22 protein-coding genes are annotated in these 23,254 nt (G+C 56.2%); 10 read left to right on the forward strand and 12 right to left on the reverse strand.

The features are described from left to right. Positions 1-104: 104 nt before the first annotated feature. Positions 105-164 (reverse strand): protein YpfM, encoded by a 60-nt coding sequence (gene ypfM, locus LQ945_RS24890; protein WP_100396732.1) that lies wholly within the window; start codon positions 162-164, stop codon positions 105-107. Between the two features lie 237 nt (positions 165-401). Further along, positions 402-2,441 carry a TonB-dependent receptor domain-containing protein gene (locus tag LQ945_RS06885; protein ID WP_269935475.1) on the reverse strand — a complete coding sequence of 680 codons (2,040 nt, stop codon included), beginning with the start codon at positions 2,439-2,441 and terminating at the stop codon, positions 402-404. 396 nt (positions 2,442-2,837) lie between these two features. Between LQ945_RS06885 and LQ945_RS06890 the strand changes: the two genes are divergently transcribed. From LQ945_RS06890 to LQ945_RS06905, 4 genes are all read left to right on the forward strand, one after another. After that, positions 2,838-3,908 (forward strand): YncE family protein, encoded by a 1,071-nt coding sequence (locus LQ945_RS06890; protein WP_269935474.1) that lies wholly within the window; start codon positions 2,838-2,840, stop codon positions 3,906-3,908. 9 nt (positions 3,909-3,917) lie between these two features. Continuing rightward, positions 3,918-6,089 carry a TonB-dependent siderophore receptor gene (locus LQ945_RS06895; RefSeq protein ID WP_270102564.1) on the forward strand — a complete coding sequence of 724 codons (2,172 nt, stop codon included), beginning with the start codon at positions 3,918-3,920 and terminating at the stop codon, positions 6,087-6,089. A gap of 133 nt (positions 6,090-6,222) precedes the next feature. Beyond that, positions 6,223-6,702 (forward strand): tetratricopeptide repeat protein, encoded by a 480-nt coding sequence (locus LQ945_RS06900; RefSeq protein WP_182825685.1) that lies wholly within the window; start codon positions 6,223-6,225, stop codon positions 6,700-6,702. Positions 6,703-6,711: 9 nt separating this feature from the next. Next, positions 6,712-7,152 (forward strand): GNAT family N-acetyltransferase, encoded by a 441-nt coding sequence (locus LQ945_RS06905; RefSeq protein WP_270102565.1) that lies wholly within the window; start codon positions 6,712-6,714, stop codon positions 7,150-7,152. Between the two features lie 131 nt (positions 7,153-7,283). On the opposite strand, the gene LQ945_RS06910 is transcribed toward LQ945_RS06905, so the two are convergent. Continuing rightward, positions 7,284-7,709: a GNAT family N-acetyltransferase gene (locus LQ945_RS06910; protein ID WP_041415576.1), complete on the reverse strand. Its 426-nt coding sequence runs from the start codon at positions 7,707-7,709 to the stop codon at positions 7,284-7,286. A 232-nt stretch (positions 7,710-7,941) separates the two neighbouring features. On the opposite strand from LQ945_RS06910, the gene LQ945_RS06915 reads away from it, so the two are divergent. Genes LQ945_RS06915 through LQ945_RS06930 form a run of 4 tightly spaced genes read left to right on the forward strand, consistent with a single transcriptional unit; the run spans position 7,942 to position 10,290 of the window. Beyond that, a complete protein-coding gene (locus LQ945_RS06915; RefSeq protein ID WP_044554670.1) occupies positions 7,942-8,307 on the forward strand; it encodes an ArsC family reductase in 366 nt (121 codons plus the stop codon). Further along, a complete protein-coding gene (gene dapE, locus LQ945_RS06920) occupies positions 8,304-9,431 on the forward strand; it encodes a succinyl-diaminopimelate desuccinylase (RefSeq protein ID WP_269935469.1) in 1,128 nt (375 codons plus the stop codon). The genes LQ945_RS06915 and dapE overlap by 4 nt, the downstream gene beginning before the upstream one ends. Continuing rightward, positions 9,428-10,102, forward strand: coding sequence for a M15 family metallopeptidase (locus LQ945_RS06925; protein ID WP_270102566.1), 675 nt, complete (start codon positions 9,428-9,430; stop codon positions 10,100-10,102). The genes dapE and LQ945_RS06925 overlap by 4 nt, the downstream gene beginning before the upstream one ends. Before the next feature lie 2 nt (positions 10,103-10,104). Further along, positions 10,105-10,290 (forward strand): YpfN family protein, encoded by a 186-nt coding sequence (locus LQ945_RS06930; RefSeq protein WP_020828048.1) that lies wholly within the window; start codon positions 10,105-10,107, stop codon positions 10,288-10,290. A gap of 28 nt (positions 10,291-10,318) precedes the next feature. On the opposite strand, the gene ypfH is transcribed toward LQ945_RS06930, so the two are convergent. From ypfH to dapA, 6 genes are all read right to left on the reverse strand, one after another. After that, positions 10,319-11,008: an esterase gene (gene ypfH / locus LQ945_RS06935; RefSeq protein WP_269935467.1), complete on the reverse strand. Its 690-nt coding sequence runs from the start codon at positions 11,006-11,008 to the stop codon at positions 10,319-10,321. Between the two features lie 117 nt (positions 11,009-11,125). Next, entirely contained in the window at positions 11,126-13,138 is a 2,013-nt protein-coding gene (locus tag LQ945_RS06940; protein WP_270102567.1) for a tRNA(Met) cytidine acetyltransferase TmcA, read from the reverse strand. Positions 13,139-13,192: 54 nt separating this feature from the next. After that, a complete protein-coding gene (locus LQ945_RS06945; RefSeq protein ID WP_012146218.1) occupies positions 13,193-14,059 on the reverse strand; it encodes a neutral zinc metallopeptidase in 867 nt (288 codons plus the stop codon). A 153-nt stretch (positions 14,060-14,212) separates the two neighbouring features. Beyond that, positions 14,213-14,926 carry a phosphoribosylaminoimidazolesuccinocarboxamide synthase gene (gene purC / locus LQ945_RS06950; RefSeq protein ID WP_020828051.1) on the reverse strand — a complete coding sequence of 238 codons (714 nt, stop codon included), beginning with the start codon at positions 14,924-14,926 and terminating at the stop codon, positions 14,213-14,215. 191 nt (positions 14,927-15,117) lie between these two features. Next, positions 15,118-16,170 (reverse strand): outer membrane protein assembly factor BamC, encoded by a 1,053-nt coding sequence (bamC, locus tag LQ945_RS06955; RefSeq protein WP_020828052.1) that lies wholly within the window; start codon positions 16,168-16,170, stop codon positions 15,118-15,120. Between the two features lie 16 nt (positions 16,171-16,186). Next, positions 16,187-17,068: a 4-hydroxy-tetrahydrodipicolinate synthase gene (gene dapA, locus LQ945_RS06960; RefSeq protein ID WP_020828053.1), complete on the reverse strand. Its 882-nt coding sequence runs from the start codon at positions 17,066-17,068 to the stop codon at positions 16,187-16,189. Between the two features lie 110 nt (positions 17,069-17,178). Here dapA and LQ945_RS06965 point away from each other — a divergent pair, with 110 nt between their 5' ends. Next, positions 17,179-17,784 (forward strand): glycine cleavage system transcriptional repressor, encoded by a 606-nt coding sequence (locus LQ945_RS06965; RefSeq protein WP_270102967.1) that lies wholly within the window; start codon positions 17,179-17,181, stop codon positions 17,782-17,784. A 2-nt stretch (positions 17,785-17,786) separates the two neighbouring features. After that, complete coding sequence (gene bcp / locus LQ945_RS06970; RefSeq protein ID WP_044554664.1) at positions 17,787-18,251, forward strand: thioredoxin-dependent thiol peroxidase; 465 nt, start codon at positions 17,787-17,789, stop codon at positions 18,249-18,251. A 43-nt stretch (positions 18,252-18,294) separates the two neighbouring features. On the opposite strand, the gene LQ945_RS06975 is transcribed toward bcp, so the two are convergent. The 3 genes from LQ945_RS06975 to LQ945_RS06985 all read right to left on the reverse strand — a co-directional run bounded on the left by LQ945_RS06975 (position 18,295) and on the right by LQ945_RS06985 (position 22,969). Further along, positions 18,295-19,365 carry an AI-2E family transporter gene (locus LQ945_RS06975; protein WP_044554663.1) on the reverse strand — a complete coding sequence of 357 codons (1,071 nt, stop codon included), beginning with the start codon at positions 19,363-19,365 and terminating at the stop codon, positions 18,295-18,297. A 259-nt stretch (positions 19,366-19,624) separates the two neighbouring features. Further along, complete coding sequence (locus LQ945_RS06980) at positions 19,625-21,823, reverse strand: TonB-dependent receptor (protein WP_270102568.1); 2,199 nt, start codon at positions 21,821-21,823, stop codon at positions 19,625-19,627. Between the two features lie 60 nt (positions 21,824-21,883). Continuing rightward, entirely contained in the window at positions 21,884-22,969 is a 1,086-nt protein-coding gene (locus LQ945_RS06985; RefSeq protein WP_270102569.1) for a YncE family protein, read from the reverse strand. Positions 22,970-23,254 lie beyond the last annotated feature (285 nt).

Raw genomic sequence — 23,254 nt, forward strand, 5'->3', positions numbered from 1 at the left:
GCGTCGGGAGACCGATGCTGCTTTATTTCGAACCAGAGGTTCGATCCCAAGGTGTTTCAATGACCCACAAATAAACCAACCTTGCTATCAACTTTACCGCAGTGTCAGTTGCCTAACATCTCATCGATGAAGTCTTTCCAGTTTCCCAACTCACGATCAACCATAATAATTCACAACCTCAATTAATAGACGAAGCGAATTCTACGCCTGTTTTTTGAGCAAGTGAAGCGGTTAGGGAACGATACCACCCGCGAAAACAGGGGATAGTGCACATTTTCGTACTTATCTTATCGAGCAAGAACTGCGGCTATTCCCTTCCGATATCAAACCAGCAAATGGGATAGATAAAAGATCTAAACCGGCCGCCAAGGCACAGCGGCCGATCTTTGACTCAGTTAGCTCTAGAAATCGACGCGCAGACCAAGGTTATAGTGACGACCTTCCAACTGCGGATAGGCGCCCCAATTGGTGGTGCGTTTAGGGGCAGTATCGAAGATGTTATACACGCCGGCCATCACCTGAGTGTGCTTATCCAGGCGATAAATCACGCCGGCGTCCAGCAAGGCATAAGCGTTATATCGAGTATGATCGCCGGTATCCTCGTTACGGCTGCGATAATTGACCTTGGACCAGACGTCCAATGCCGAAGCCGCAGCCCACTTGGCGGATAAATTGGCCATGTGTTTCGGGAAGTCATTCAACGCAAAGCCCTTGTTGGCGCCGTTTTTCTGTTCACTCTTGTTAAACGTATAGTTTGCGCTGAGGTTCAAACTGTCGGTCGCCTGCCACTCGGCATTGAGCTCCACGCCGTACACATTGGCCTTGCCGATATTGAAATACTTATCAATGGTGTCGGCGTTATAACCGTTAACCACGCAAGGGTGATTTTCACTCGCCTCGCAAATGTTAACTTCGGCGATTTTGTTCTTGAAGTCGGTATAGAACACCGTGCCGTCGAAAGACAAATCGCGGTTGTTGTTCCAGTACAGGCCCAGCTCGGTATTCACGCTGGTTTCCGGCTTCAGCTCGCTGTTCCCTACCGACAGATAGGGATAAGGCGGGTTGCTGCCACGCGGCGTAATGAATTGATCCGAGTTTTCACGCAGCGACGGTTTTTTATAGCCGGAAGAGACCCCGCCCTTCAGCGCCCAGGCTTCGTCTAAAATCCAGTTGCCATAAAGTTTGGGGCTGATGTGGGTGCCGAAGTAGTTGTCCCGATCCATACGCGCAGAGGTGGTCAGCGAGAAGTCATCGATATTCCACTGCCCTTCGGCAAACAGCGCCCAGCCGTCACGCGAGATTTTGGTTACCGGATCGACACCCGGCGCTTTTTTACTGTCGGCGTAGAAATCGTCATTGAGCGTTTCACGGCTGTAATTGGCGCCGAGGGTCAGATTATGCTCGCCGAGGCTCAGCCTGGCCTGACTGTTCAGCACGTAATTTTCGGTTTGGATATGCTGCGGCGCCAGGCTGACGGAGCGATATACCGACTCGCCTTTTTCGTACTGGAAATAACTGGTGGTGGCGATGCTGTCATCCGCGTACCAGCCCGAATGGGTCAGGCTCAGAGCATCGCGATCGAAATCCCAGCCCCAGGGCATACCGCCGCCTTTGGTCGAACGACTGCGTTTTTTCTCCCCTTTGGCCAGATTGAGATCGAACAGGTTAGTTTCATTGGCCGCGAAGCCCAGCGTCATGTCGAGCGCCTTTTTGTTGTTCTTGCTGAAGGCGTTAGGCTTTTCATCTTCACGACGATCGAGGTAGTCCGCCGACAGGCTGAGGCCCAGTACGTCGGGTACCAAAGGCCCCATCAGAAACAGGTTCGCTTGCTGAGTGTTGCCGAAGTCCTGATGCTGTTGCAGGAAGCTGTTGCCGGCAATCGAGCCAATCCACTCCCGTACGCCAAACGGCTTTTTGGTGATCACGTTGACCACGCCGCCAATGGAGTCGGAACCGTATAACGATGACATAGGGCCACGGATCACCTCAATGCGGTCGATGGCCGCCAGCGGCGGTAAAAAACCGGCTTCGGTACCGATATTCTGACCGTACGGGCGCGACTCGCCGGTATTTTGTTTGATGCTGTTGACCATGAACGAGGTGTAACTCGAGTCCATACCGCGGATCATCACATCGCCGGACACTTCGCTCCCGGCCCCGTTGCTGACGAACACTCCGGAGACATCCTGCACCGCTTCGGCGACATCCCGGCTGTTCTGCTTTTCGAAGGTCTTTTTATCGATAACGGAGATACTGGCGGGGGCATATTTTTTATTCTGCTTGAACCCGGAGGCGGTCACCACGACCTGATCCTCTTGCAAGGCATCCTTGTCTTTTTCTGTCCCGCTTTCCTGCCCGTAAGCCTGAGGCGCGCACATCAAAGCCAGCGCTATCGCCGTGGCGATGCGCGATCCCTTTCCCATGGAGGGTTGATTGATCATTTCCTTTCCTAAATAAAGCCTGTTTCCGGTGGGTGTTGTAGCCCACAAAGCCTTTCCAAAACGGCTAACGCCATAAAACGCAGCACGGCACTCAATGCCACTGCAAGCGTCGCCGTAGCGACCTGTCGTTATGATTTTTTATTTACACTTCTTAACGGTCGCCGGGCGAATATAGCGGATATTTCTCGATATTAAAACGAAATGAAAATCATTACAGATTTTAAACATACCGGAAACATCGTTATTCAATAACATGATTTTATAAGGGATATTTAATAAATCATTATATTTCAACGCCAAACACTCATATCTTCATATGATTAATTAAATGATATTGATATTAATAATCAATATCATTAGCATCGGCGAATCGTAAACTGATGTAAAGGAATGTATATGAAGTTGCACCTGTCCACTTCAGGCAAAGGTTTCTCCCTCAGCGCCCTGGCGTCTGCCGTGCTGCTGCTGTCTTGTTCAACGCTGGCCGCCGATCTTCCCGAGAGTCAATTCCAAACCAAACCGGTCGGGCATGGCCTGTATGAACTGGCTTTTGATGGCACCAGCAACACCCTGTTTGCCGCCTCAACGCCTTCCTTCGCCAAAGAAAAAAACGGCGGTATCGTCTTCAGGGTCAACCCAGCCACGCTGGCCACCGACGCCAATATCGTCACTAAGCGCCGTGCCTTCGCCACTGCCCTGGATGAGCAACGCCATCTGTTGTACATCGGCAACACCGTCGACGGTTCGGTCACGGTGATCGATACCCAGACCGGTAAAGAACTCGCCACTATCCAACTCAACGAAAGCGTGAAAGAAGATCAGTTCGTCCCTACACGCGAACTGGTACTCGATAAGAAAAATCAGCGTCTTTATGTTTCCGGTACTGCGCAGAAAGGCGTGCTGTGGGTTATCGATACCGCCAAGCGGGAAAAAATTGCCACGCTGGGCAACATGGGTGAATACCCGACCGGCATTGCGCTGGACAGCGAACGCGGCCATATCTACTGCGTTAACGGTCGCGGCGAGCTGATTACGCTGGACGCTACCAGCCATAAGATCCTCAAACGCGTGGTGGTCGAACCGACCAAGAAACACTTCTTCCTCAATATCGCTCTGGACAGCAAAACCGGTCGTGCGTTTATCACCGATCCGGACTTGCCAAACGTACTGGTTGTGGACGTCAACAGCGGGAAAATCCTGCACCAGATTGACGTAATCAATTCTCTGGCGGTGTTATTTAACCCGCTACGCAGCGAGATCTACATCACTCACCGTGAAGCCAAGCGCATCAGCATCGTCGACAGCAACAGCTATCAGGTGAAAAACAGCATCACCACCCAGGCACTGCCTAACAGCCTGGCGCTTTCTTCCGACGGCCAGCAGCTGTTTGCCAGCATCAAGCAGTCCAAGGAAGAGATGGAGAAAAAACAGGATTACCTGATCAAAATTAATCTCGGCGGATTGTGAGGCACGTCCATGGCTAGTTTTATGATTCGCCTCTCCGGCGGCGTGCTGCTGTGCGTCCCGGTGATGATGGCGCAGGCGGCGGGCACCGAGCAGACCACCCGCAGCCAAAAAGAAGAAACCCTGGAGGTGGTCGCTTCCCCCTTCAGCGATGACGGCAGCACCGAGAATACCGGCTCCTACACCACCAAACAGATGACCACGGCAACCGGGTTACCGTTGAGCATCAAGGATACGCCGCAGTCGGTTTCGGTGATCTCGCGCCAATTGATTGACGATCTCAACGCCAACTCGCTGAAGGAAATCTTGCGCTGGTCTACCGGCGTCAGTGAAAGCAACTACGATAGCGAACGTTCTTCGTTCAACTACCGTGGCTTCAGCGTTGATAACTATCAATACGATGGCGTGCCCACTTTCTTTGACTCCGGCTTCTCTGGCGGGGAATCCGAGATTGATTCGATCACGCTCGATCACGTGGAGATCGTCAGAGGGGCAGCAGGATTATTGAACGGCGTCGGTAACCCGGGCGCGGCGATCAACCTGGTCAGGAAGAAAGCCTCCAGCCTTTCTCCTTTTGCCCGTACCGAGCTTTCCGCCGGTTCATGGGACCACTACCGCACCACCATCGATGCCGGTACTCCGCTTAATGATGAAGGCACCGTCAGGGTGCGCGTCGCCGCCTCCGGTGAACGCAGCCACTCTTTCATGGAACGTCATCAGGAACGCAAAGGGACGGTTTACGGCACCCTGGAAGCCGATCTGACCAGCGCCACCCTGCTGCGTCTGGGGGCTGACTATCAGCAAAATCGGCCAAAAGCTTCCACCTGGGGCGGCGCACTGCCAACCGGCTGGTTCAGCGACGGCAGCGAGATCAACTGGGATCGCCACTACAGCGGGGCTTCTGACTGGTCAAGCTGGGATACTACCCTCAGCACCCAGTTCGCCACGCTGGAACACCAGTTCGCTAACGACTGGAAAGGCGTAGCCAACTACACCCACAGCCGTCAGGCCTTCGATGCCAAAATGGCGATGAGCCTCGGCGGGCTGATCGACCCGGACTCCTGGGCGGTGAAACCTTCAACCCCTTACGCCGGACGCTATGAAGGCTACCGGGATCAGCACGCGGTAGACCTGAAGCTGAACGGGGACTTTCCACTGCTGGGCCGCACCCACAAATTTGTGGTGGGCAGCTCCTCCGCCTGGCAACACAGCTACAGCACCTATCGCAGTGCCAGCACTACGCAGCTGTTTAGCGGCAGCCTGAGGGATTGGAACGGCGGCCTGGGTGAGCCTACGTGGTCAGACAAAATGCCGCAGCAGGATTTCCGTACCCGGCAAATCGGGATTTACAGCAGCGCCGACTTCTCGGTGACGGATCAACTTGATCTGGTGCTCGGCGCCCGTTTCAACAGCTTTAAAAACACCACCACCACCACGGCGAACAAAGTGACCCCGTTCCTGGGGGCGGTGTATAAGCTGACCGATCAGGTTTCTGCCTATGCCAGCTACACCGATATCTTCAAGGACCAGAGCCTGCTCGACAGCAGCGGCCACTATCTGGCACCGATCGAAGGGGTCAATAAAGAGGTAGGTATCAAGGCTGCGCTGCTGGATGAGCGTCTCAACGTTTCGATGTCGGCGTTCCGTATCACTCAGGATAATCTGGGCGTACTGGATGAAAATCCGGAAAACATCAATTCACTGCAACAGACCTATCATGAGAGCCAGGGCGCAACCAGTAAAGGGGTGGAGTTCGAGCTGAGCGGTGAACTGGCGCAGGGCTGGAATGCCCAGTTGGGCATCACCCATTTCACCTTGAAGGACAAGGATAAGGTTAATCTCAACACCGAGCAGCCGCGTACCCGCATCAATCTGTTCACCACCTATCAGTTGACGGGCACGCTGCGCGATCTGACGCTGGGCGGTGGCGCACGCTGGCAGAGCAATGTTTATGCCAACGTCCAGGGCGCCAGCAACGGCGAATTTGTCGAGCGCAAAGCCGAGCAAGGGTCCTACGTGCTGGTCGATGCGATGGCACGTTACAAGCTGACGCCGCAAACCTCGGTGCAGTTGAACCTGAACAACGTTTTCGACCAGAAATACTACTCGCAGGTGAATTTCTACAGCACCCGCAACTATGGCGAACCACGTAACTTCATGGTGACGCTGAAGCACGAGTTCTGATCGTCCTACAGGATTAATCGGCCCCGGATAACGGGGCCGATTTATTTCTAATCTCTATATCCCTTGTATGAGGAATTCTTCCGTAGTAGCGTGCCAATGGTATAAAAAACCCCCATTTCTCTGAGGCCATGTCATGTCCCCTACGCTGACCATCGAACAACTGAAAGAGCTGGGCCGTTATCAAGATGCCACCGAACTGGCGCAACAGCAGCTCCGCCAACGGCCGGAAGACGCGGCGCTGCACTATCAGTTAGCCTGTCTGTACGACGTGCAAGGGTTTGAGCAACAGGCAATCCCCTGTTACCTGGCGGCGCTGGCGCGCAATTTACCGGCACCTCAGCGACAGGAAGCCTGGCTCGGGCTGGGCAGTACCTACCGGGCGCTCGGCCTGTATCAGCAATCGCTGGCCACCTTCGACCAGGGACTGGCCGAATTTCCCGAAGCCAAAGAGATCACCCTGTTTCGCGCCATGACTTTGTACAACCTCGGTGAAACCAAACAGGCGGTGGCCGATCTGCTGCTATTGCTGGCGGAAACCTCCTCGCATAGCGACATCAGCAGCTACCAACGCGCCATCCGTCAATACGCTGCCGATCTGGACCGTATCGGTTAGGAGGAAAACATGGAGATTGTCACCGATCCAAAAAGCTATGGCGTCGACTGGTCGCAATTGGCCAGGCTGCTGGAAGCCGCGGGGCTGGGCCAGCGTGACCCGCAGGTGCTGCAACGCGTTTATCAGCACAGCCAATTTTGCTACTGGGGCTACCGCGACGGCCGATTGATGGCCACCGCCCACGCCATCAGCGACATGACCTCGGTAGCCTATCTGGCCGACGTGGCAATCCATCCGGACTTTCAGGGGCTGGGACTGGGGCGACAGCTGATGGATCGGGTGATGCAGGATTTGGCGCCGCTCGGCAAAGTGTTTATCTACTCGGTTCCCGACAAGCTGGCATTCTACAAAAAATACCGCTTCCGCGAGCTGACTACCGGCATGGTCTATGCCGACAGCGCGGCGTTGGAACGCCTGGAGCAGAATGGTTACCTGCGCCCCCCTCTTTAATGAAGCATCGGCCTAAAGACCAAAGTGAATCTCACGGGGTTTTCTTCCCCCTCTCCCCCGAAGGGCCGATGGTGAAAAAGAACCTGGGTTATAAATTGCGACAGGTCAGAGACGAGTAACGGTCCGCTAAGCTACAGCGTCTTCATCATGAAAACGCGGCTGGTGCCCGCCGGCAGGCAGGGCACCTCGCCAAAACGCGTCCAGCCGTTCAGTTCATAAAACTTCGGCGCCTGAAAGCTGATGGTGTACAGCACGGCGGAAACGCAGCCCCTGCGCCGGCCCTCCAGCTCGAAACGGCGCAGCAGTTCGCTGCCCAACCCCGATCCGCGTAGCGATTTTGGCAAATGAAACAGATCCACAAACAGCATACCCAACGATGAACGTCCGCTGATGCCGCCCAACACTTCACCGCTGGCCGGATCTCGCACCACCACCGCCAACGGGCGACGATCGTTGGTACCGGTCACCTCGTCGTTATATTGATTCAGCCCGGCTTCGATCAGGGCTTCTATTTCTTCCGTCGCATTTTCGGCAACTTCAATCAGATATTTTTCCATGTTGATCTTCTTCTTATGTAGGGTGACTGAATAGCGCACTAAGATTAGCAAAATTCGCCGCACTGATTGCACGCCGTTTTTTTTCAGCTTTTCCCCGGCTTTCAGACCATTGGACGGTGGAACTCCCCGCCATTTTTCGGCATGCTGGTCGCTGGTTTTCATTTCACCGCCACCGGCGGTTTACCACCGGCCACACGCGCCGGTGTTGGATTGCAGAGAAGGTTCTTACTCCATGACGTTGACCATGTACGGCATCAAAAATTGTGACACCATCAAAAAAGCACGCCGCTGGCTGGAAGAACAGGGTGTGGCTTATCACTTTCACGACTACCGCGCCGACGGGCTGGACGAACAGCAGCTGCGCGCTTTCGTCGAACTTTTGGGCTGGGAACCGCTGCTGAACACCCGCGGCACCACCTGGCGCAAACTGGACGAAGCGCAGCGCAACGCCTGTGACAATGCCGATGCGGCCATCGAACTGATGCTGGCCCAACCGGCCATCATCAAGCGCCCGCTACTGAGCGACGGCAAGGGGCATGCTCTGCTCGGTTTCAACGCCGACAGTTATCAGCAATTTATTTCCGAGGTGGCCGCATGATTTGCCCGGTAATCGAACTGGCCCAACAGCTGATCAAACGCCCTTCCCTCAGCCCGCACGACGAAGGCTGTCAGGCGTTGATGATTGAACGTCTCGAGGCCATCGGCTTTACCGTTGAGCCCATGCCTTTCGGCGATACCCTGAATTTTTGGGCCTGGCGTGGCGAGGGGCAAACCCTGGCATTTGCCGGCCACACCGACGTGGTGCCGACCGGCGACGAAAAACGCTGGGACAACCCGCCGTTTGAACCGACTATCCGCGACGGCATGCTGTATGGCCGCGGCGCGGCAGACATGAAAGGTTCACTGGCGGCCATGGTGGTGGCGGCCGAGCGGTTTGTGGCGGCCAATCCACACCATCAGGGGCGTTTGGCATTCCTGATCACCTCCGATGAAGAGGCCAGCGCAACCCACGGCACGGTTAAAGTGGTCGAAGCCCTGATGGCGCGCAACGAACGCCTGGATTACTGCCTGGTTGGTGAGCCATCCAGTACCGAACGCGTCGGTGACGTGGTGAAAAACGGCCGTCGCGGCTCAATCACCGCCAACCTGCACATTCACGGGATTCAGGGCCATGTCGCCTATCCACACCTGGCGGATAACCCGGTACATCGTGCCATGCCGGCACTTAATGAGCTGGTGGCGATAGAGTGGGATCGCGGCAATGAATTCTTCCCGCCGACCAGCATGCAGATTGCCAACGTGCAGGCCGGCACCGGCAGCAACAACGTGATCCCGGGCGAGATGTTCGTCCAGTTCAACTTCCGTTTCAGCACCGAATCGACCGACGCGACGATCAAACAACGCGTGGAAGAGCTGCTCGAGCGTCATCAGCTGAACTACAGCATCGAATGGCGTCTGTCCGGTCAGCCGTTCCTGACCTCACGCGGCGCATTGGTGGATGCGGTGGTTAACGCCGTCGAACATTATTCCGAACTGACGCCGCAGCTGCTGACCACCGGCGGGACTTCGGACGGTCGCTTTATCGCCCAGATGGGGGCTCAAGTGGTTGAACTGGGGCCGGTAAATGCCACCATCCATAAGGTTAACGAATGCGTACACGCCGCCGATCTGCAACTGCTGAGCCGCATGTATCAGCGCATCATGGAGCAATTGATCGCATGATCACGCCAGAAATGCTGACCGGGCGATCGACCGACCATCTGGCACCGTTGAGCGGTAACCACCGCATGCAGCCTGCCGCCGTGACCGCGTTTCTCGCCATGCAGCAGACGGCGCTTGCCGCCGGGTTTAATCTGCAACCTGCCAGCACATTTCGTGATTTCGAGCGGCAACAGGCGATCTGGAATGGAAAATTCTGCGGCGAGCGACCAGTATTAGATAAGGACAGTCGACCGATCGACATCATGCCGCTGTCTGCCGCCGAGCGCTGCGAAGCGATTCTGCGCTGGTCGGCCTTACCGGGAGCCAGCCGCCATCACTGGGGCAGCGACCTGGATGTCTACGATCCCTCGCTGTTGCCCGAAGGGCAAAAGCTGCAGCTGGAGCCGTGGGAATACGAGCAGGGCGGCTACTTTTACCCGCTCAATCAGTGGCTGACGGCACACATGGCCGAATTTGGCTTTTATCGCCCGTTCACCGAAGACGGCGACGGCGTGGCGGTGGAACCCTGGCACCTGAGCTACCGCCCGCTGGCGCAGGAAGCCGAACATCTGCTGACGCCGGCGCTGCTGTTGGCGGCCTGGAAAGATAAGGATATTGCCGGCGCTCAATGGCTTGAAGCCCATCTGCCAGCGATATTTTCGCGTTTTATACGCGCTGAAGGAAAGGAGTGAATATGGAATGGTTAGCGGACTACTGGTGGATTATCCTGCTGATTCTGGTGGGAATGATCATCAGCGGGATCAAAGAGCTGCGCCGCGTCGACGTGAAAGGCTATCTGGCCGATAAGCCGAAGCTGCCGCCACACCGCGACAATAACGCCGAGTGGGACGACGAAGACGACTGGCCGAAGAAAAAATGACATCAGGGCGCATCATGCGCCCTGAAGCTTATTTAAAGGCGATCAAATCGCCACGCTTGCCAAACAACGCTTCTTCCCAGTAACGCTGCGGCACATAATAATGCAGCCGTTCAAGCGCGCTGTCCATCATGCCCTGGTTAATGGCGTGCCCTACATCCTCTTCCACATCCAGCGTAAAATCGACGCCGTTGGCCTGCAGCCTTTCTGCCGCCGCCTGGGCATGTTGCACCGAAATCACCGCATCCTGTTCGCCGTGGATCAAATGCACCACGCTGTCACCGAACGCCTGGTCGGGCAGGCTGGCAAAGCGCCCGCTGAAAGCCACCACCCGGCCGGCCAACCTGGGCTCCACCTTCAGGGCTTCCAGCGCCATGATAGACCCCTGAGAGAAGCCCACCAACGCCGTGCCGGCGTCATTCACGCCGCTGTGTTGCTGCCAGTAACGCACGGTTTCGACAAACTGCGGCATCACTTCGGCAATGCGCTCGGCGCGGTTTTCTTCGGTTACGTCCTGTACTGAAAACCACTGGCGGCCGCTGCCGTTACCAAAAGCAGAGGGGCCACCCACGCTGACCACCAGCGCCTGCGGGAATTCTTTGGCGAAATAACGGCCAATCTCCCCCATCGCTACCGGGGTATCGCCGACACCGTGAAACAGCAGGATCAGCTGCGCAGCCGGTGTTGCCGGGCTCTGGACAACGAAATGCTCATGTTTCATCAGTGACTCCTCGCGTGATTAAGATCCAGTCCGGCGCCAGATGCCCCGGTTTCTGCCAGCTACTATACGCCGCTGAGAAATCAGGAAAATCGGGTTTTATTGAGCAACATCTTCAATTTATTGCAACGACTGCGACCACGCTTTCCAGCGCAGACCGTGCTGAGCATCCAGCTGTTCGAGCGCCAGTCCCGCCTCCTGACGCCAGCGGCGCAGTAGCAGTTTCTGTCCGCTCAAGCCAAGCAGCTCCACGCAAATTGCCGCCGTCAACTGCTGCTGCAGGTGCATGCGCAGCGCGGGCAGCGGCAACGGACTGGCCAACAGCAGACGTTGCAGCGCCCCCAGGCAGGCCTCCAGCGGCCGGTGAGCGAAGGCAAATCCGGCCAGCTCACGCCAGTCGTCCTCCCCCAACTGCGTATCGCCATCGTCGCCGGGGATCTCTATTTGCAGATCAATACGTGGCTGCAACCAGCGCCAGTCACGCGCCAGGTGCTTATGGGCCGCATGGCGCAACGCCTCGCCCTGTTCGCTCAACGGCAGGATGGCCATTGCGGTATAGCAACCGCTGCTGGCCTCGGTCTTGCTGCCGATGCGAACCAGTTCAAAACCGCAAGATTGCCAGAAACGCCACAGCGGCTCGGTGTAGCCAAAGCTGACCGAGAGATAATCCAACCCTTGGGCCAGCTCGCGCTGCTGTGCGATCAGGTCGCGAGCAATGCCCTGTTGGCGCAGTGCGGGTAACACCGCAATGCGGGTAATGCGCCGCGATCGTAGCGTCGGTGCCCACCATTGGCCCCCGTGTGCCGCCAGCGATTGTGCCACCAGGTTGCCACGTGGACGCCGTCGACCGGCCCAGACTTCGTGCGCCAGTTCGGCGCTCAACCCGCCTTCTTCCACCAGCCACAGGGCACCGACAACTTCATCGTCTACCTGAGCCAGACCAAAGTGCATGCCCGGCGCGTCCATCAACCGCCGTAAATCCAGCGGTGAAGTACGGTAATGGGCGCTGCTCAACAAAGCGTAAAAACGCGCTAGCCTTTGCGGGTCGGCGCACAGCATGGCTTGCTCAGCCCCGCTGATGCTCACCGGCTTATCCGTTACCTGCCAGGAAGGTTGCTCGTTAAACAGCAACGCGTTATCTATGATGCGCTCCAGCGCATCGCCCTGCGCCCAACGCATCGGTTGATCTAACCCCAATGACTGATACGCGGGCAGTCCGGCGCAGAATTTAAGTAAAAAACCACGGCCGGTGCCTTCATAACCCTGCACCGTGGTGGTCAGCAAAACGCGCGGGAAATAGCTCACCAGTTGCTGCAGCTGCGGGCCGGGTATCGCCGCCGCTTCGTCCACCAGCAGCCACCCTACGTCGCTGACGTCCTGTTCACGGCAATGGGCCAACAGCGCATCCGGTGCCCAGAATTGCGCACGCCCCTGCGCCCATTCGGCAGCGACTTCGGTAGCGGCGCGGCTCGGACCGACCAACCAGCAGGTCTGCGAGGTGTTCGCCACCAGCATTCCCGCCACCGTTGACTTGCCGCGCCCACGTGCGGCGGTCAAAACCCAGATGCCCGACGCCGCATTCAGTAATTGTGCCAGCAGCCGCTGCTGCTTGGCGGTGGGTTGGCCGTCCGGTGCCTGCCACTGCGGGCGCAACAGCAATGGTGCCAGCGTCAGCGCCTCACCCTGCCGCCAGACGGTGACTTCGCTGTCCGCCGCCAGATGCCGCTGCAGATGATGAATAAAATTCGAGGTAGTGATGGGCTGCGGACAATCGCTCCAGCGCAGGCTGTCGTGATCCGGTTGCTGAGGCCACTGCTGCCACGGCGGCGTCAGCAACAGCAGCCAACTGCCGGCTCGCAGCGTGCCCGACAGCGCGGCCAGGGCTTCAACATCCAGCCCTTTCGTCGCATCAAACACCGCGTGCAGGCGTTCTTGCCCCAGCAGCGTCCGCACTGCACCGCTCGCCACTGCCTGCATACCCGGCGGCGGGTTTTCCCCCACCCAGGGCCAGTCGCCCGGCAGGGTATCCGCCAGTTGTAGTGCCTGCTGGCGACACCATTGCGGCTCGCCACCGATCACCAGCAGGCGCCTGATGCCCTGCTGCTGCATAAGTTGTTGCATTGCCAGTAACATAACCGTGGATCCAGACCTGAAAAAAATGCCGGAGTCAGGCTCCGGCATTGCATGTTAACGGGATGCGAAGGTGTTGCAGGTGTTAGGATCGCCGCTGTCGAAGCCCTGTTTAAACCAGGTGTAGCGCTGCTGCGAAGTGCCGTGGGTGAAGCTGTCCGGCACCACGCGTCCCTGCCCTTGCTGCTGCAAACGGTCGTCGCCGATCGCCTGCGCAGCGTTCAGGGCCGCCTGCAAGTCGCCCTCTTCCAACATCTGCTGTTTCTCGGCGTATTTGCCCCACACGCCGGCAAAGCAGTCCGCCTGCAGTTCCATTTTCACCGACAGGCGGTTCACTTCCGCCTGGCTGGCACCCTGCTGCATCTGACGCACTTTCGGCTCGATGCCCAACAGGTTTTGCACATGGTGGCCGACTTCGTGCGCCACCACATAGGCCTGGGCAAAGTCACCGCCGGCCCCCAGCTTGGTTTTCATATCCTGATAGAACGACAGGTCGATATACACCGTTTTGTCACCCGGGCAATAGAACGGCCCCATCGCCGCCTGGCCGGTGCCGCAACTGGTACGGGTTACGCCGCGATACATCACCAGTTTGGGTGGCTGATAGGTTTTGCCCATGCGCTGGAAAACTTCTTTCCAGTTATCTTCGGTAGACGCCAGCACCACCGAGGTAAATTTAGCCAGTTCATCGTCTTTTGGACTGATGCTGGCGCTTTGTTGCTGAGTTTGCGGGCTCACGTCCCCGCCGTTCAACAGCGGCGAGAGATCGATGCCGTAATAGCCGGCCACCAACACCACCACCAGAATGGCGATACCGCCCTTGCCGCGAGGAACACGAAAACCGCCACCACCGCCACCCAGACCTGAAGACTGCCCGCGACGATCCTCAACATTGTCACTTTCCCGACGCCCTTGCCAACGCATAAATAAACTCCAGATTAGGTTTTTGTCATGTTACGTTGATCATTATAAGTGCTGAGCAGCGGAGGAAATGTAGAATTTTTCCGGAAATGCAGTCTGAGAGAAATATTGCAGGGGGATAACGGGGCCGAATGACCCCGTAGAGCGCGAAAACGCTTAGTCGAGCTTGACGCCAATACGACGAGCCACTTCTTCGTAAGCTTCGATCAGGCCACCCAGGCTCTGGCGGAAGCGGTCCTTGTCCATCTTGTCCAGGGTGTTTTTGTCCCACAGGCGGCTGCCGTCCGGCGAAAACTCATCGCCCAGCACCACTTCGCCGTTGAACAGGCCGAACTCCAGCTTGAAGTCGACCAGGATCAGGCCGGCGTCGTCAAACAGCTTGCTCAGCACGTCGTTTGCCTTGTAGCTCAGCTCGCGCATGCGCGCCAGGTGCTCTTTGTTCACCCAGCCGAAGGTTTCACAGTAGGATTCGTTGACCATCGGATCGTGCATGGCATCGTTTTTCAGGAACAGGTCGAACAGCGGCGGGTTCAGTACCAGGCCTTCTTCAATGCCCAGACGCTTCACCAGTGAGCCGGCAGCACGGTTGCGGATCACGCACTCGACCGGCACCATGTCCAGCTTCTTCACCAGCACTTCGTTGTCTGACAGCAGGCGTTCCATTTGCGTCGGGATGCCGGCCTCTTCCAGTTTGCTCATAATGAAATGGTTAAACTTGTTGTTCACCATGCCTTTGCGATCGAACTGCTCAATGCGCTGACCATCCAGTGCTGACGTATCGTTGCGGAACTCCAACACCAGTAAATCAGGGTTTTCGGTGGTGTAGACGGTTTTTGCCTTTCCGCGATACAACTCAGCTAGCTTTTGCATCTTACATACTCCAATAAGAGAATACCCTTCACCTTTCAAACGACAGCGTTGTTGGCTGCCACTTGAAATCTCTTGGGTATAGAATTTATACAATTAATTCTTTAACAACACACATGGGTATATTGTGCCAAACCTGCGACGCAAACGATACCGTATTAGACAAAGAAAAAGGGGCCGTAGCCCCTTTTCAATCAGTTAACGCTGGTTTTACTGAATGCTGCCTGGAAGGCCGCCACCAAGCCGTCGTTTTGCGACTGGGTCAATGGCTTCCCTTTAGGATCGATAAATTGCAGGCTGGTGCGGTTGTTCAAGTCCCCGACCTGCAGTTTGTAGTCGCCCTCTTTCAGTTCAGGATCTTTGGCGCCCAACGCATCCCAATCGCTTCCGCTCAGGGATTTGTAAGTTACGGCGACGGTGCCCTGCGGACGGCTGCGGTCACCCACTTTCATCCCCAGTTTTTCCAACGCCGCAGGCAGGCGATCCCACACTACGGTGTAAGGGCCGCGTACGACCAGCATCGGCAGGCCGGTGTCATCGGCGCTGCTCTGCACGTCCAGCGCGCCGAAGCGGTTGGCCGTCTGGCTGCTTGCCAGGTTGTCCTGCTTGTCCAGGCCTTCGACGATGGTGTTCATCATCATGCCGTTGTAGCGCTGCACTTCAGACGGGTCGGTAATCTGTTCGGTTTTACCCTGCTGCTGCAGGCCCACGGTTTTCACCGTCAGCGCCTGCTGGTAACCCTGCTGTTGCACGCTGATCTGGTAGCGGCCTTCGTACTGGTTGTCTTCATCCAGACGGTTCCACTTCACCCAGTCGGTGGTCAGCGTCTGACCGGCGTCCTGACGTGAGGCGATTGCGATATTTTTCGTCTGCAGCATGCTGACAACGCGCGACCACAGGTTCTGGTTCTGCGGGTTGTTTTCCAGCAGCAGCGTACCGCTGTCGCCGGCATATTGCGCGCGTGAACCGCTCAGCAATGCCAGTGGCTGCACCGGCGGACGAATATCCAGTTGCTTGCCGACGCCGCCTTTCAGCGTGGTTGCCGGAACATCATAATTACCGCTTTGCACCGGCAGGATCATACCGGCTGGTGCGTTCAGTGGCTTGAGCACCGACGCATCGAGGTAAGACTCATCGCCGCTCACCTGGCGCTTGTAACGCTGATCGGTGGTGCAGGCGGCCAGCATCATAACCAGCGAAATACCCACGACTTTTGCTACCGTCGACTTTTGCAATGAATAAACCATCAAATTTCCCTTAGAGTTACAGCAAACCGGCGCTTTTCAACGCGCGTTCCACTACCGGACGGGCAGCGTCGGTCAACGGCGTCATAGGCAGACGCATCGTATCGGTTGCCATCAATCCCAATGCCTTACAGGCCCATTTCACCGGAATTGGGTTTGCTTCTACAAACAAATCCTGATGCAACGGCATCAAGCGCTGATTTAAGCGGCGTGCCTCAGCAAAGTCGCCCTGTGCTGCCAGCGCGCAAAGCTGCGCCATTTCACGCGCCGCCACGTTGGCCGTCACGGAAATCACCCCTTTGCCACCCAGTTGCATGAAATCCAGACCGCTGGCGTCATCGCCGCTCAGCAAAATGAAATCTTCATCATCAACCAGCACTTGGATCTGACTTACACGACTTAAGTTCCCTGTTGCCTCTTTAACAGCAACAATATTCTTAATTTTTGCCAAACGCGCAATCACCGGCGGCAGCATGTCACACCCGGTGCGCGAAGGCACGTTATAGAGGATCTGCGGCAATGCGGTGCTTTCGGCAATCGCCTTGAAGTGCTGGTACAGCCCTTCCTGAGTAGGTTTGTTGTAGTAAGGCGTGACCGTCAGGCAACCCACTACGCCGGTATTTTCAAAGCGCTGGGTCAGCGAAATGGCTTCGGCGGTGGCGTTGGCGCCGGTACCGGCGATCACCGGAATACGGCCAGCGGCCAGTTCCAGCGTCTGCAATACCACGTCAACGTGCTCGTCATGGGCAAGCGTTGCGGACTCGCCGGTAGTCCCTACGGAAACGATGGCCGCAGTTCCACTGGCTACATGATAATCAATCAATTTTTTTAGGCTCGCGCGATCGACAGCACCTGTGTCGTCCATCGGCGTAACCAGTGCAACAATACTTCCCGTAAACATTGGCCGTCCCCTCCACAAACAAGTCACTCATGGTACTTTTGCTGCCTATCCAAAAGCAAGCAAACAACGGCGTTGTAAGCGCTTGGCAGGCGGTTTTTTTTATGTTTACCATGGTAACCCCATTGAGCACGACAGGAAGCTCCATTTTGCCTAAGCCAGATGAACACTATCTCGTGATTACCGCGCTCGGCGCCGATCGCCCCGGAATCGTCAATGCCATCACTCGCCACGTCAGCAGCTGCGGGTGCAATATCGAAGATAGCCGTCTGGCCATGCTGGGTGAAGAGTTCACTTTCATCATGCTGCTTTCCGGCAGTTGGAACGCCATTACCCTGATCGAATCAACCCTGCCGCAAAAAGGCGCGGAGCTGGAACTGCTGATTGTGATGAAGCGCACCAACTCGCACGAAAGACCGCCGATGCCGGCTACGGTGTGGGTGCAGGTGGAAGTGAAAGACTCGCCGCACATCATCGAGCGCTTTACCGATTTGTTCGACTCCAGCCAGATGAACATTGCCGAGCTGGTATCGCGCACCCGGCCTGCGGAAGGCGACCTGCCGCCGCAGCTGTATATCCAGATCACCGCGCACAGCCCCGGCAATCAGGATGCCTCAAATATTGAACAAGCCTTTCATCGCCTATGTACAGAATTGAAAGCACAAGGCAGTATTAGCGTTGTGAACTATCCACAGCATGATGAGAAAGATGGAGAGTAGTGATGAGCCCATTGAAAGCCGGTGACACAGCGCCGAAGTTTAGTTTGCCTGACCAGGACGGTGAGGAAATTAATTTGGCCGACTTCCAGGGACAGCGAGTGCTTGTTTATTTTTATCCCAAGGCGATGACGCCGGGCTGTACCGTACAGGCCTGCGGTTTGCGGGATAACATGGATGACTTGAAAAAAGCGGGTGTCGAAGTTCTGGGCATCAGCACGGATAAACCAGAGAAACTGTCGCGTTTTGCCGAGAAAGAGTTGTTAAATTTCACGTTGTTGTCTGATGAGGATCATCAGGTAGCGCAGCAGTTCGGCGTTTGGGGTGAGAAAACCTTCATGGGGAAAACCTATGACGGCATTCACCGCATCAGCTTCCTGATCGACGCCAAAGGCAAGGTTGAAAAAGTGTTTGATGATTTCAAGACCACCAATCATCACGACATCGTTCTGGATTACCTGCAACAATAATTATCACGAAGCGCAGCGGCCTGCTGCGCTTCGTTATCCCCGCTTATTCCTGTTCCGTCTCTACCCGCAGTTCGTCCGGCCAGGCATGGATCACCGCCTTCACCAAGGTTGCCAGCGGGATAGCAAAGAACACCCCCCAGAAGCCCCACAGCCCGCCAAAGACAATCACCGACAGAATAATCACCAGCGGATGCAGGTTGACCGCTTCAGAGAACAGAATCGGCACCAGCAGGTTGCCATCCAGTCCCTGCACCACCAGATAGGCGACGATCAGCGTCCAGAAATCGGCGCCGACGCCCCATTGGAACATCGCCACCACCACCACCGGAATGGTCACCAGTACCGCGCCGATATAGGGGATCAGCACCGAGAAACCGACCAGCACCGCCAGCAACAGCGAATAACGCATATCCAGCACCGCGAACACCAGATAGGTCGCCACCCCGACGATCACCATCTCCAGCACCTTACCGCGAATGTAGTTGGTGATCTGCTGGTTCATTTCGATCCACACCTGCCCGGCCAGCCCGCGGTTGCGTGGCAATACCCGGCGCACCGCATTGAGCATCTGTTCCTTGTCCTTCAACAGGAAGAACATCATCATCGGAACCAGGATCAGATAAATCGCCAGCGTCAGCAGACCGACCAACGACGCCAGCGAGAATTTCACCACCGACTCGCCCATGCCAGACAGGCGTCCGCGCAGGTTCTCCGCCATCATGTCGATGATGCCGGCATCCACCAGCGCCGGGTAACGCTTCGGCAACGTCGCGGCGAAGTTATAGAACTGGTTGAGCATGCCCGGCAGATCGGTCATCAGGTTGATGCCCTGTTGCCAGGCGGTCGGCGCCACCACGAAGACCAGCAGCATCGCGATACCGGCAAACAGGATCATCACCATGCTTGCCGCCCAATTACGCGAACAGCCGATGCGCTGCAACCGCGCGGTCGGCCACTCCAGCAGGTAAGCCAGCACTATGGCCACCAGCAGCGGGGTCAGAATGCCATGCAGAAAATAGAGAATGAGGAACCCGGCGAGCAGAATCACCAACAGCGCGATGGCTTGCGGATCGGTAAAGCGGCGGCGGTACCACTGTAATAACATCTCCAGCATCAGAGAGGGCTCCTAGAGGTTTGACTGGCAGGCATTGCTGTTCCTGTAATAAGTATTATTGACCCTACGCTGGCTAAGCCAAAAGAGGAAAGGCTGAAGGCCGGGTATTCAGCGTATGGTTGTACCATGCCGCCCCTTCGCCATCCAGCGATTGTCAGCACAGACAGGGGGGGAAAGAAAATGATCGATTTGCTGCAGGGAAAATCGCGGCGGTTTAGCTGTAGGCCAAACCGCCGCTATGCCATCAGGCCTGAGAAGATCAGAAGTCGTAAGTCAGCGAGGCTTTAAGGGTGCGCGATTGCCCCTGGAAGATATAGGTGCCGTTGCTCTCCACGCTGGACCAGTACTTCTCGTTGGTGACGTTATCCACGCCAACACGCCAAACCATGGTGTTTTGATCCGCGTTCATACGCATGCGGTAGCGCACCCCGAGATCCAGCGTGGTGTAACTGTCGAGTTTCTTGGTGTTCGCCGCATCGGCAAACTGCGAGCCGGTATGGCGAACCCTGGCGGTCGCAGTCAGACCTTCAACCGGTTGAATGTCATACTCGGCGCCCATCACCATATAGAAATTCGCAACGCCAATAGCGTCCTTGCCGTCGTTGGTGCCGTTTTTGGTTTTGGTCAACTCGGGTGACAACCAGGTGGTGCTGCCGTTAAGGCGTAACCCGAGCATCGGCTCACCGAACACGTTCAGTTCCACACCGCGGTTACGTTGCTCACCATCCAGCGCATAATAATTCTCGCTGTTGAGCATGGCCGAAGGTTTCTTGATTTCAAACAGCGCCAGCGAACCGCCCACACGTTCGAAATCAACCTTCACCCCCACTTCATTTTGTTTGGAACGGGCGATGCCGGTGCTCTGGCCGAAGTTAGTGGCTTCCTTCGGCGCATTGTCCCCCGGCTGCAACGCTTCGGTATGGTTGGCGTAGAACGACACCTCCTCCCACGGCTTGTACACCAGACCCAAGGTGGGCATCCAGCGGCTTTGGGTATAACGGGACGAGGTATCCTCCAGGCCGGTGGCGTTGCTGTAGTTGCGTACCACCACTTTTTGATGGCGCGCCGCTGCGGTTAACAGCACCCGATCGCTAAAGAACCCCAAAGTATCGCTGAACAGCCAACCCTGGGTGCGATTACGGGCGGTGGTTAACGGATCGGAATAGTTGCCGCCAAAGTAAGCGTTATCCGGCACCGCCACATCGTGATTGTCATAAATATTGGTCGTCGGGTTGTTGGCCGACATGCGCCAGGCGGTTTTATCGCGTTTGATTTGCGCAGAGTAACCCACGTTTACTTTGTGCGAGACATCCCAGGTATTGAATTCGCCGCTGACCCCGGCCATGCCGCTGAACGCATCGATAATACGGTTGGTGTCCAGACGCCCTACCGTGGCGTCACCGTTGGTATTAATCAGCTTGGGTGCACTGTAGAGCCCGGTTTCATGGGCATGCTGCGCGCCCAGCCCTGTGTAGACCTTCCAGCGTTGAGTGAGGTCATATTCCGCCTTCACCATACCGAATTCGTTTTCGATATCGCTGTAACCCCATTTCTGGCTGTAATTCTTGGCCGGATCCGGCACCGCAGGAATAAAATCAACGCCGCTGATGTTGACCCCCATGGTACCGCCATGGAAAGTTTTTTTCTGATAACCGAAATCCAGCGAGGTGCGGAAGCGATCGCCACGGTAATCCAGCCCCACCGAGGCCAGCGTGGTACGGCGTTTATCGTCGCTAGCTACCGCTTCACCTTCGCGGTGCACCAGGTTCACCCGCGCGCCAAACTGGTTGTCGTCACCAAAACGGCGGCCTACATCCAGCTTGCCACCGACCTGAGAGTCAGAGGTGTAATCGATGCCCACCTGCGTGGTAGGCGTCTCTTCCGCACGTTTGGGTTCGAGGTTTATCATACCGCCCACCCCACTGGTGGCTACGCCGTTGAGCAAGGCGTTAGCGCCTTTGAACACCTCCACGCGCTCCAGCATTTGGGTATCCATAACCTGACGCGGTACCACGCCCGACAGACCGCCCATGGTCATGTCGTCGCCATCCAGTTGGAAACCGCGAATGCGGTAGGTTTCGGCGAAGTTGCCGTAACCCTGCACCGCCTGAACGCCCGCGTCATTGCTGATGACATCGGCAATGGTTTTCGCCTGTTGATCCTGCACCAGCTTCGCGGTGTAGCCGACCACGTTAAAAGGTACGTCCATGGCTTTTTGTTCGCCCAGCATCCCCAGACGTCCGCCATGCGCGATTTGCCCATCGAGATAAGCGGGAATCAGATCTTCGCCGCCGGCTTTAAAGTCGCTCTCTTTGGTGGCCTGAACCACCAGGGTTTCTTCTTGATTTTTTTTGCTGCTTTCTGCCGGAGCGGCCAGCGCCCCCTGGCTTACCGCACCGATGGCCAGCGCCAATAACGTCAGGCGCTGCGGAAATGATGTTGAACTGGTGTTGTGCATAATTCACTCATGTACGAGGAGAAGTGGAACAAAAATGGCCCGTTGCCGGGCCGGTGTGGCTTATTTATTTAAATCAATGCGAACGACGCTGTCCGGCCCCTGAGTAGAGTGATCCTTATTAAAGGGCTGTTTGACGGTGACAAACAGCACCTGGCCGTCGGCCGAGAGTTGCAGGCTGTTTGGATTTGGCGTTACCGCCCAGCTCTGTTTCACGGCATAGGTTGTGGCATTGAGGCTCAGCACCTTGCCGGACTCACGCTGCGAGAGGTAGATTTCATTGCGTTTGGCATTGAACACCACCGCCAGAGAGTCGCCAACATCCAACTGCTTGAGCAGTTTTCCAGTGTGGATATCCAGCACCAGCGTGGTTTTGGCTTTGGAATTGTCGGTCACAAACAGGCGTCCGGTTTCGCTGTCTTCCGCCAGGTTAAGCAGCAGCGCCGGCTTATCGCCCAGCGGCTTCCAGCGTTTTTCGATTCGGTTGTTTTTCGGGTTGATGACCAGAATTTCACCGCTGCCGTTCGCGGCGTACAAACGCTGGGTTTGTTCCGAGTAATGCAGGCCGGTCATCCATTTGCCGGTGTTTTTGATCCGCGCTTTTAATTTCAGCGTGTTGGCGTCAACCACCCAAATCAACGCCGGGTCGGCCACTGCGCCTATGTACAGCGTATCTTTGTGCAGCAGAATTTGACGCGCGCCATACGGCAGGCCTTTCTCGTTTCGTTCACTAAACAGCAAGCGGCCTTTCACTTTGCCGTCGGCGGTATTGATCGCGCTGATTCCGCCGTCCAGGGAATTAGTGACATAAAGAGTTTTGCCATCAGGGGAGATCTGCATAGCGAAGTTTTTCAGGTCGGTGTGGGTAGCGCCGAGCGTTTTCAGCGTTTTCGCATCCAGCTTATAAACCACCCCGCCCTGCACATCTTTAAAACCTTCGGAACTGGCCACGTACAAGGCATCGCCCACCGGCGTCAGCGCCATCTCGTACAGACCCTCCGCCAGATCGCGTCTAACCACGTTGTCGACAGATTGAGCCGCCGGAGCGGCAGGTTGGGCAACCGGGGAAGCAGCGTTTTGCTTAGGGGCGACACAGCCGCTCAACGCCAGTGTCATCACCACGGCGAGCGCAGAAACTTTCATCTTCATCAGGAAATCCTTGGCCATATAAACTGATTGAGTGGAGGCTCTTGCGGATTATTTTTGGCTTTCTCAACAGGAGAAATGAGCTCCACCGTACTTCTCAATGTTTCCTTGTGACTGGGGGTCACTTTATCGCAGGCGGCTGGACCGCCTCAGTTACGAATAACAAAGAGAATAATAATCATACTCATTACTTTTTTGGCAGGCAAATGCAATTGGTCCGCTTAATCATGCGAAAGCACCATAAAGCGAATACACCCATCGTTCACATAATTATTCCGCTGCATTGGC

Source organism: Serratia liquefaciens, assembly GCF_027594825.1.
Lineage (GTDB): Bacteria > Pseudomonadota > Gammaproteobacteria > Enterobacterales > Enterobacteriaceae > Serratia > Serratia liquefaciens_A.

Coding starts and splice junctions, on each gene's coding strand:
- bamC (WP_020828052.1), bottom strand. CDS start 16,170: ATGGTTTATTCATTGCAAAAGTCGACGGTAGCAAAAGTCGTGGGTATT.
- LQ945_RS06895 (WP_270102564.1), top strand. CDS start 3,918: ATGGCTAGTTTTATGATTCGCCTCTCCGGCGGCGTGCTGCTGTGCGTC.
- LQ945_RS06940 (WP_270102567.1), bottom strand. CDS start 13,138: ATGTTACTGGCAATGCAACAACTTATGCAGCAGCAGGGCATCAGGCGC.
- LQ945_RS06945 (WP_012146218.1), bottom strand. CDS start 14,059: ATGCGTTGGCAAGGGCGTCGGGAAAGTGACAATGTTGAGGATCGTCGC.
- LQ945_RS06980 (WP_270102568.1), bottom strand. CDS start 21,823: ATGCACAACACCAGTTCAACATCATTTCCGCAGCGCCTGACGTTATTG.
- LQ945_RS06985 (WP_270102569.1), bottom strand. CDS start 22,969: ATGAAGATGAAAGTTTCTGCGCTCGCCGTGGTGATGACACTGGCGTTG.
- LQ945_RS06890 (WP_269935474.1), top strand. CDS start 2,838: ATGAAGTTGCACCTGTCCACTTCAGGCAAAGGTTTCTCCCTCAGCGCC.
- bcp (WP_044554664.1), top strand. CDS start 17,787: ATGAGCCCATTGAAAGCCGGTGACACAGCGCCGAAGTTTAGTTTGCCT.
- LQ945_RS06900 (WP_182825685.1), top strand. CDS start 6,223: ATGTCCCCTACGCTGACCATCGAACAACTGAAAGAGCTGGGCCGTTAT.
- LQ945_RS06910 (WP_041415576.1), bottom strand. CDS start 7,709: ATGGAAAAATATCTGATTGAAGTTGCCGAAAATGCGACGGAAGAAATA.
- dapE (WP_269935469.1), top strand. CDS start 8,304: ATGATTTGCCCGGTAATCGAACTGGCCCAACAGCTGATCAAACGCCCT.
- LQ945_RS06975 (WP_044554663.1), bottom strand. CDS start 19,365: ATGCTGGAGATGTTATTACAGTGGTACCGCCGCCGCTTTACCGATCCG.
- LQ945_RS06930 (WP_020828048.1), top strand. CDS start 10,105: ATGGAATGGTTAGCGGACTACTGGTGGATTATCCTGCTGATTCTGGTG.
- LQ945_RS06885 (WP_269935475.1), bottom strand. CDS start 2,441: ATGATCAATCAACCCTCCATGGGAAAGGGATCGCGCATCGCCACGGCG.
- LQ945_RS06905 (WP_270102565.1), top strand. CDS start 6,712: ATGGAGATTGTCACCGATCCAAAAAGCTATGGCGTCGACTGGTCGCAA.
- dapA (WP_020828053.1), bottom strand. CDS start 17,068: ATGTTTACGGGAAGTATTGTTGCACTGGTTACGCCGATGGACGACACA.
- ypfH (WP_269935467.1), bottom strand. CDS start 11,008: ATGAAACATGAGCATTTCGTTGTCCAGAGCCCGGCAACACCGGCTGCG.
- LQ945_RS06965 (WP_270102967.1), top strand. CDS start 17,179: ATGGTAACCCCATTGAGCACGACAGGAAGCTCCATTTTGCCTAAGCCA.
- purC (WP_020828051.1), bottom strand. CDS start 14,926: ATGCAAAAGCTAGCTGAGTTGTATCGCGGAAAGGCAAAAACCGTCTAC.
- LQ945_RS06925 (WP_270102566.1), top strand. CDS start 9,428: ATGATCACGCCAGAAATGCTGACCGGGCGATCGACCGACCATCTGGCA.
- LQ945_RS06915 (WP_044554670.1), top strand. CDS start 7,942: ATGACGTTGACCATGTACGGCATCAAAAATTGTGACACCATCAAAAAA.